Consider the following 6,978-nt stretch of genomic DNA (forward strand, 5'->3'; position numbering starts at 1 on the left):
CCGGCCCTTCTCCGCATCGCCCTTCTTGGTGACGACGCCGATCTCGGTGCCGCCTTTGGCGGTGGTGGTGATCCGGTCGAAATCGCCGACGCCGAGGAAGAGCAGATAGCTCGACATTGGCGGCGTCGTCTGGAACGTCACCGATTTGAGGCCGTCCGGCCGCGTCTGCACGCCCGCCTGCGGCATGTTGCTGATCGCCACCTGGTCCGCGGGAATGGTGACGGTGAGGTTGTAGGGCGTGCGGAATTGCGGCTCGTCCCAGCCGGGGAAGAAGCGGCGTGCGTCCGGCGCTTCGAACTGGGTGTAGAGCGCGCGCTTCTGGCCCTGCGCGGTCGGATAATCGAGCGCGAAGAAGCCGGCGGCCTGGGTGTTGATCTTGCCGCTATAGTTCATCGTCAGCAGATAGCGGCCCGGCGCGATGGGGCGGGCGAAGCGGAACGTCGCCGTCTGCCGTTCCGCGTCCACTTTGATGTCGGCCGGGTTGAGCGCCAGCGGAGAGCCTTGCCGCTCCGCCGAGCTGCCGAGGGACACGTTGTCGAACTCGAGATCCACCGCGTTGAGGGTGATCGTGTCGGTCGCCTGCAAAACCTCGATGTCGGCATCGGTGCGGCCTGAAAAGCGCATGTTCCCCGCGTCCGGCTGTGCGGAGATCGTATATTGGAGCGGCCGGACATTGGTGGGGAGCTGCGTCGGCACCTGATAGCCCGGCGGTACCGTCGACGAGGCCGGGGCCGGAGCAGAGGCGGTGGCGGGGCCGTTCTGGTTCGTGGCCCTGGAGCAGGCGGCGAGCGACAGTGAGGCGAGGGCGATTGCAAGGGTCGATGCGGCGGCGGTGAGGCGCATGGAAATTGGCTCTCCAAAGGTCGGGGTTCGGCGGAGCGGGTGCACGCCGCCGTAACGAGTGTCAAACGCGGATGCGCGTCACTCGTTCAATCCCTCCCTCAGTAGCCGAAGGGCGCGACGCCGCGGTGCCCCTGCAGCACGTATCGCCTCAGCTCCTCCGGGCTCCAGGCATGCTCCACGCCCGCCTCCGCCTGCTTGACGAGATCGACGATCGCCGCGTTCACCGGTGCCTCACGGCCGAGCGAGCGGGCAAGCCTGCAGACCTCGCCGTTGAGGAAGTCGATCTCCGTTTCCCGCCCCGCAGCCAGATCGTCGGCCATTGAGGAGCGGGCCGTGGCGTCGATCTTCTGGACGCGCAGCAGCAGGTTCCTGAATATGAAATTGGGAGCTGCGATCGCGTGCGGCAGGAGCTTCGGCGGGATCGGCCCCACCTGCGCCGGCTGGATCCCTGCCGCCGTTAGCAGATCGAGCGCCTCCACCATCGAGGCCGCGACGACCCGCCGGTAATCCCGCTCGCGCAGCTGCTCCAGAAGGGTCCGTCGGGAGAGGGCGTTCACCGCATTGTTGAGGTTGATGAGGAGCTTGCCCCAGGCAAGGCCCTTCATGTCGCCGGCGAGCGTCAGCCGGGCCGGACCTTTCGCGAGCCGGGCGGCAAGCGTGCGTGTTGCATCGCTCTCACCGGCGACGAGATCGCCGGAGGTGCCCTTGTGCCAGCGCCCCTGGCCGAGCGCGGCGACGTTGAACGGCACCATCCCCTGAACCACCTCGAACCGCGGCAGCATCGGCTTCAGCCTGTCGATATTGCTTACGCCGTTCTGGAAGCTGATCACGGTCGCTCCCTTCCGCGCGTGGCGGCCGATCTCTCTGGCCGCAGCTTCAGTGCCGTGGCTCTTCACGCAGAGCGCGATCACGTCGGCCTTGCCGAGGGTTGCGGGCTTGGTGTGAAAGTCGACGAGATCGTGCGCGAGATGGATCCTCCAGCCATCATGGTCGCTCAGCGCCATGCCGTTGGCTGCGATCTCGTCGCCCATTCTCTGCCGCCCCAGAAAGGACAGCTTCGCCCCGGCCGCGAGCCACGCGCCGCCGATGAAGCAGCCGATCGAGCCGGCGCCCATCACGACGATGTGCGGCGATGTCCGCAAAGCCTAGCCGCGGCCCCGGTAGCCCGGCACGTCCTGCCCCGGCACCCAAAGGCCGGCGGGCGGATCGCCGGTCTGGAAGAAGACGTCGATCGGCATCCCGCCGCGCGGGTACCAATAGCCGCCGATGCGCAGCCACAGCGGCTTCATCTCCGATGCGAGCCGCTCGCCGATCCCCACGGTCACGTCTTCATGAAAGCCGCAATGGTTGCGGAAGGAGCCCAGGAACAGCTTCAGCGACTTCGATTCGACGATCGTCTCGCCGGGCGCATAGTCGATCACGAGATGAGCGAAATCGGGCTGGCCGGTGACCGGGCAGAGCGAGGTGAATTCGGGTGCGGTGAAGCGGACGAGGTACGGCTTTCCCGGCCGTGGATTGGGGACGTAGTCGAGCCGCGCTTCCTCCGGAGAGGCTGGAAGCGAGCTGGACTGGCCAAGGTGAAGCGGCGTCATAGGCTCCCTTTATCGTCATTCCGGCGAAAGCGGGAATCCAGCTTTTCAATCTTTTCGTCCGGCGTAGTAAGAAGCCGGGCTCCCGCTTTCGCGGGAGCGACGGGAGACATTCCTTGAGGGCATTCCCAGCACTTTCCGCAGCGGCGATGCTGCTCGCCGCGCCGGTCTCGGCACAGGACAAGCCGGCGGAGAAACCGGCCGCCAAGGAAGACACCGCCCCGGCGCGGGCTCCCAACGTCGCCGTCACCCGGCATACCGGCACGTTCGGTGGCCAGCGGGTGAGCTACGTCGCGACCGCGGGCGAGACCTTCCTCAAGGACAAGGAAGACACGCCGCGGGCAAGCATCTTCTCGATCTCCTACGTGAAGGAGGGGAGGGACCCCAACCGGCCCGTCACTTTCCTGTTCAACGGCGGGCCCGGATCAGGCTCCGTCTGGCTTCACATGGGTGCATTCGGGCCGAAGCGGGTCGCGATCCCATCCGATGCGCGCGACGATGCCGGGCCGCCTTATCCGATCCTCGACAACCCCGACAGCCTGCTCGACGTCACCGATCTCGTCTTCATCGATCCGGTCGGCACCGGCTTCAGCCATGCCCTCGGCAAGACAGACCCCAAGGACTTTTACGGCGTCACCAAGGATGCGGAGTCGATCGCCGAGTTCATCCGCCTGTGGCTGAACGAGAACGGCCGCTGGAACGCGCCCAAATATTTGGGCGGCGAGAGCTACGGCACCACCAGGTCGGCGGCGGTCGTGAACCAGCTCGAAGGCACCTACAACGACGTAGCGCTGAACGGAGTGCTCCTGATCTCTACTGTCCTCGATTTCGGCGCGGGCGCGGACACGCCCGGCAACGAGATGACTCACATCCTCAACCTTCCGTCGATGGCTGCAACCGCGCTTTACCACGGCAAGGCGAAAGCTTCTTCGACCGAAGCCTTCGTCGAGGAGGCCCGGCGCTACGCCATGGGGCCCTATGCGGCCGCCCTTCTGAAGGGGCAGCGCATATCGGCCGAGGAACGGACGGCGGTGCGCCGCGAGCTCGCCCGCTTCACCGGCCTTTCGGAAGCCTATCTCGAGCAGGCGGACCTTCGCGTCACCCCCGCCCGCTTCTACAAGGAGCTGCTCCGCGATCGGGGCCTCACGATCGGTAGGCTCGACAGCCGCTATACCGGCCGGGACTATGACAATGCCGGCGAGACGCCCGACAACGACCCCAGCTTCTACGGCATCGACGCGGGCTATACGGCCGCGATCAACGCTCACCTCCGGGACACGCTGAAATACCGGACCGATCGCAGCTACGTCACGATCGGCGGCATCGGCGGACAATGGGACTGGCGGATTGGCGGCGGGCGCGACAACGACGTCTACCTCAACGTCGCGCCCTATCTCGGCAAGGCGCTGCGCGAGAATAGCGGCATGCGGATTTTCGTCGGCCAGGGCTATTATGATTTTGCAACGCCCTTCTTCGGCGCGGAATATGCGCTCACCCGCACCGGCATTCCGCAGGACCGAATCCAGTATCAATATTATGGCTCGGGCCACATGATGTACGTGCGGGACGAGGATCGGACGAAGCTCAGCCGGGACATCCGCGCCTTCATCAGGGGGCGCTGAGATGGAGTCGCTGGTCTCGACCGAGTGGCTGGAGGGAGAGCTTGGAGCGCCCGACCTTCGGGTAATCGACGCCAGCTTCTTCCTGTCCGCGGAGGGTCGCGACGCCCGGGCGGAATATGAGGCCGGGCACATCCCCGGCGCAGTCTTCATGGACATCGACGAGATCGCCGACCCTTCAAATCCTGCGCCCCATATGTTCCGGCCGGAGCACAAGTTCGCCAGCCGCATGCAGTCGCTCGGGCTCGGCGACGGCAACCGGTTCGTCGTCTACGACAATTCGCCGCTGCACAGCGCCGCGCGCGGCTGGTTCATGCTGAAGAGCTTCGGCGCGCATTTTGTGGCGATCCTCGATGGTGGATTGGAGAAGTGGAAGGCGGAGGGGCGGCCGCTGGAGACCGGTAAGCCGCAGGTGCGCCACGCCCATTTCACGGCCGCGCTCGATGACACGGTGATTGCCGACAAGGCCTATGTCAGCGGCATCGTTCATTCGGACGGGCACGAGATCGTCGATGCCCGAAGCGCGGCCCGCTTCACCGGCGAGGAGGCGGAGCCGAGGCCGGGGCTGGAGGCGGGCCATATTCCGGGTTCGAAGAACCTGCCGCAGGGCAAGCTCTTCAATCCCGACAACAGCTGGAAGCAGGGCGACACGCTTCGCCGGGCGTTCGAGGAGGCGGGGGTGGACCTTTCCAAGCCGCTCGTCACCACCTGCGGATCCGGCATCACCGCCTGCGTGCTGCTGTTCGGCGCGCACCTCCTCGGCAAGGAGGACATGAAGCTGTACGACGGTAGCTGGTCGGAATGGGGCGCGGACCCGGCGACGCCCAAGGCCGTTGGACCCGCGTGAGCGAAGAGGGAAAGCGACCGGACACGAAGCTCGTCGAGGGCGGGCGCCGTCGGGAGTGGACGCAGGGGATCGTCAATCCTCCCGTCTGGCGCGCCTCCACCATCCTGTTCGACAGCGTCGGGGAGATGCGCGGCGCCTATCCGCCGGAGGACGGCCGGCTTCAATATGGCCGCAACGGGACGCCGACGCAGTGGGCGCTGGCGGAGGCGCTGACTGAGCTGGAGCCCGGCGCGGCCGGAACCCGCCTGTTCCCGTCGGGCGTCGCAGCGGTGTCGGCGGCGCTGCTCTCGGTCCTTTGGCCGGGCGACGAGCTGCTGATGGTAGATAGCGTATACGGCCCGACACGCGGCTTCTGCGACGGCTTCCTGAAGCGCTTCGGCGTCGTCACCCGCTATTACGATCCACTCGTCGGCGTCGCGGACCTTTTCACCGAACGCACCCGCGCCATATTCATGGAAAGCCCCGGTTCGCTCACCATGGAAGTGCAGGACGTGCCGGCGATCTGCGCTACGGCGCGGGCGAGGGGGATCGTCACCCTCCTCGACAATACCTGGGCCACGCCTCTGCTTTTTCCCGCGATGGCGTTCGGTGTCGATCTCTCGATCCTCGCCTGCACCAAATATATCGCCGGCCATTCGGATGTGATGATGGGCTCCGTCACCGCAGCCACAGAGCAGTGGGAGAGCCTTACCGCCACCACTCGCGCGCTCGGGCAGCATGTCAGCCCCGACGACGCTTATCTCGCCCTTCGCGGCCTCAGGACGCTCGGGGTCCGGATGAAGCGGCATGAGGAGAATGGACTCAAGGTCGCGAGCTGGCTGAAGGAGCAGCCGCAGGTGGCGAAGGTGCTCCACCCCGCCTTCCCGGAATGCCCGGGACATGCGCTCTGGCAGCGGGATTTCCGCGGGACGTCGGGGCTGTTCTCGTTCGTGCTTCGCGGCGGCGGCGACGCCGCACGGGCGCGGCTGATCGAAGGGCTGGAGCATTTCGGCATGGGCTATAGCTGGGGCGGCTATGAGAGCCTTGCGCTGCCCATTGATCCGGAGCGCATCCGCAGCGTTAGAAAGCCTGAGGAGGAAGGGCCGATGGTGCGGCTCCATATCGGGCTCGAGGATCCAGACGACCTGATCGCGGACCTGGCGGCAGGGCTCGCCGCCTATGGAGCCGGCGCTTGAACCGCTGGCTCGGCACCATGGGGATCGATCCGATCGGCTATCCGGACATCGTGTCGGGCGGAGCGGCCTTGGTAATCGCGCTGGTCGCCTGGGGCCTCGGCATCCTTGCCGGCCGCAGCGCCGGGCCCTTTTTCGCCCGGCTTTGGGAGCGGCATGCCGGCGCCCGCAACGAAGGCATCGCGGAGCGGATGTGCAGCATCGTCCGCTACGTTGTGGCCGCCCTGGTGCTCGGCATTGCGATCGCCGCCGAGCCGTGGCCGGACCTGCCGGAATTCATTCTCGGCGTTGCGGTTTCCACCTGGGTGGCGCTGCTGGTCTGGCAGTTCATCCTCGGGCTCAACATGCCGCGCTGGGTCGCCGCGCTCCTTGCGGCAGTCGCCTTCGTGGCTTTGCTCGCGGACGTGCTCGACGGGCTTCAGCCGGTCATGAACGTGCTCGATAAGATCGGCTTCACCGCCGGCAAGACGCGCTTCTCGCTGCTGACGGTGCTCCAGATCGGGGTGGCGCTTCTCGTCCTGTTCGCAGCCGTCCGCCTCGCCAGCCGCTTCATCAATCACCAGATCCGCCGCACCCGAAGCCTCGATGCGACCCAGCAACTGCTTGCCCAGAAGCTGGCGGGCGTGGTGCTTCTGGTCGGCGCCTTCTTCATCGCCATCGACATCGCCGGGATCGATCTTACCGCGCTCGCGGTCTTCTCAGGCGCATTCGGCCTGGCGATCGGTTTCGGGCTTCAGAAGACGTTCGGCAACCTCATCGCCGGAATCATCCTGCTCATGGACCGCTCGATCAAACCCGGCGACGTGATCGTCGTCGGCGAAAGCTTCGGCCATGTCTCGAAGATCGGCGTGCGCGCCGTCTCGATCATCACCCGCGACGGCAAGGAGCACCTCATCCCGAATGAGAAT

The 6,978-nt window shown here is 66.2% G+C and carries 7 protein-coding genes; 4 read left to right on the forward strand and 3 right to left on the reverse strand.

Annotated features, from left to right (window positions below):
* From VF662_RS13730 to queF, 3 genes are all read right to left on the reverse strand, one after another.
* Positions 1-843: gluzincin family metallopeptidase (locus tag VF662_RS13730; protein ID WP_464142249.1), on the reverse strand; the 843-nt coding region annotated here is incomplete at its 3' end.
* Between the two features lie 98 nt (positions 844-941).
* On the reverse strand, positions 942-1,985 hold the full coding sequence (locus VF662_RS13735) for a 2-dehydropantoate 2-reductase (protein WP_464142251.1): 1,044 nt from the start codon (positions 1,983-1,985) through the stop codon (positions 942-944).
* 3 nt (positions 1,986-1,988) lie between these two features.
* The gene (queF, locus tag VF662_RS13740; RefSeq protein WP_464142253.1) at positions 1,989-2,435 is read right to left on the reverse strand and encodes a preQ(1) synthase; all 447 of its coding nucleotides are present in this window, start codon (positions 2,433-2,435) and stop codon (positions 1,989-1,991) included.
* Positions 2,436-2,548: 113 nt separating this feature from the next.
* Between queF and VF662_RS13745 the strand changes: the two genes are divergently transcribed.
* The 4 genes from VF662_RS13745 to VF662_RS13760 form a co-directional block, all read left to right on the forward strand.
* Positions 2,549-4,054, forward strand: coding sequence for a S10 family peptidase (locus tag VF662_RS13745; RefSeq protein WP_464142255.1), 1,506 nt, complete (start codon positions 2,549-2,551; stop codon positions 4,052-4,054).
* 1 nt (position 4,055) lies between these two features.
* Positions 4,056-4,898, forward strand: a complete 843-nt coding sequence (gene sseA / locus VF662_RS13750) for a 3-mercaptopyruvate sulfurtransferase (protein ID WP_464142257.1) — start codon at positions 4,056-4,058, stop codon at positions 4,896-4,898.
* Positions 4,853-6,073: a cystathionine beta-lyase gene (gene metC, locus VF662_RS13755; protein WP_464142259.1), complete on the forward strand. Its 1,221-nt coding sequence runs from the start codon at positions 4,853-4,855 to the stop codon at positions 6,071-6,073. The genes sseA and metC overlap by 46 nt, the downstream gene beginning before the upstream one ends.
* A partial coding sequence (locus tag VF662_RS13760) for a mechanosensitive ion channel family protein (RefSeq protein ID WP_464142261.1) occupies positions 6,070-6,978 on the forward strand: 909 nt, incomplete at its 3' end. The genes metC and VF662_RS13760, both read left to right, overlap by 4 nt.

Origin of the sequence: Allosphingosinicella sp. (assembly GCF_036387215.1) — a bacterium.
In the GTDB taxonomy this organism is placed as follows: domain Bacteria; phylum Pseudomonadota; class Alphaproteobacteria; order Sphingomonadales; family Sphingomonadaceae; genus Allosphingosinicella.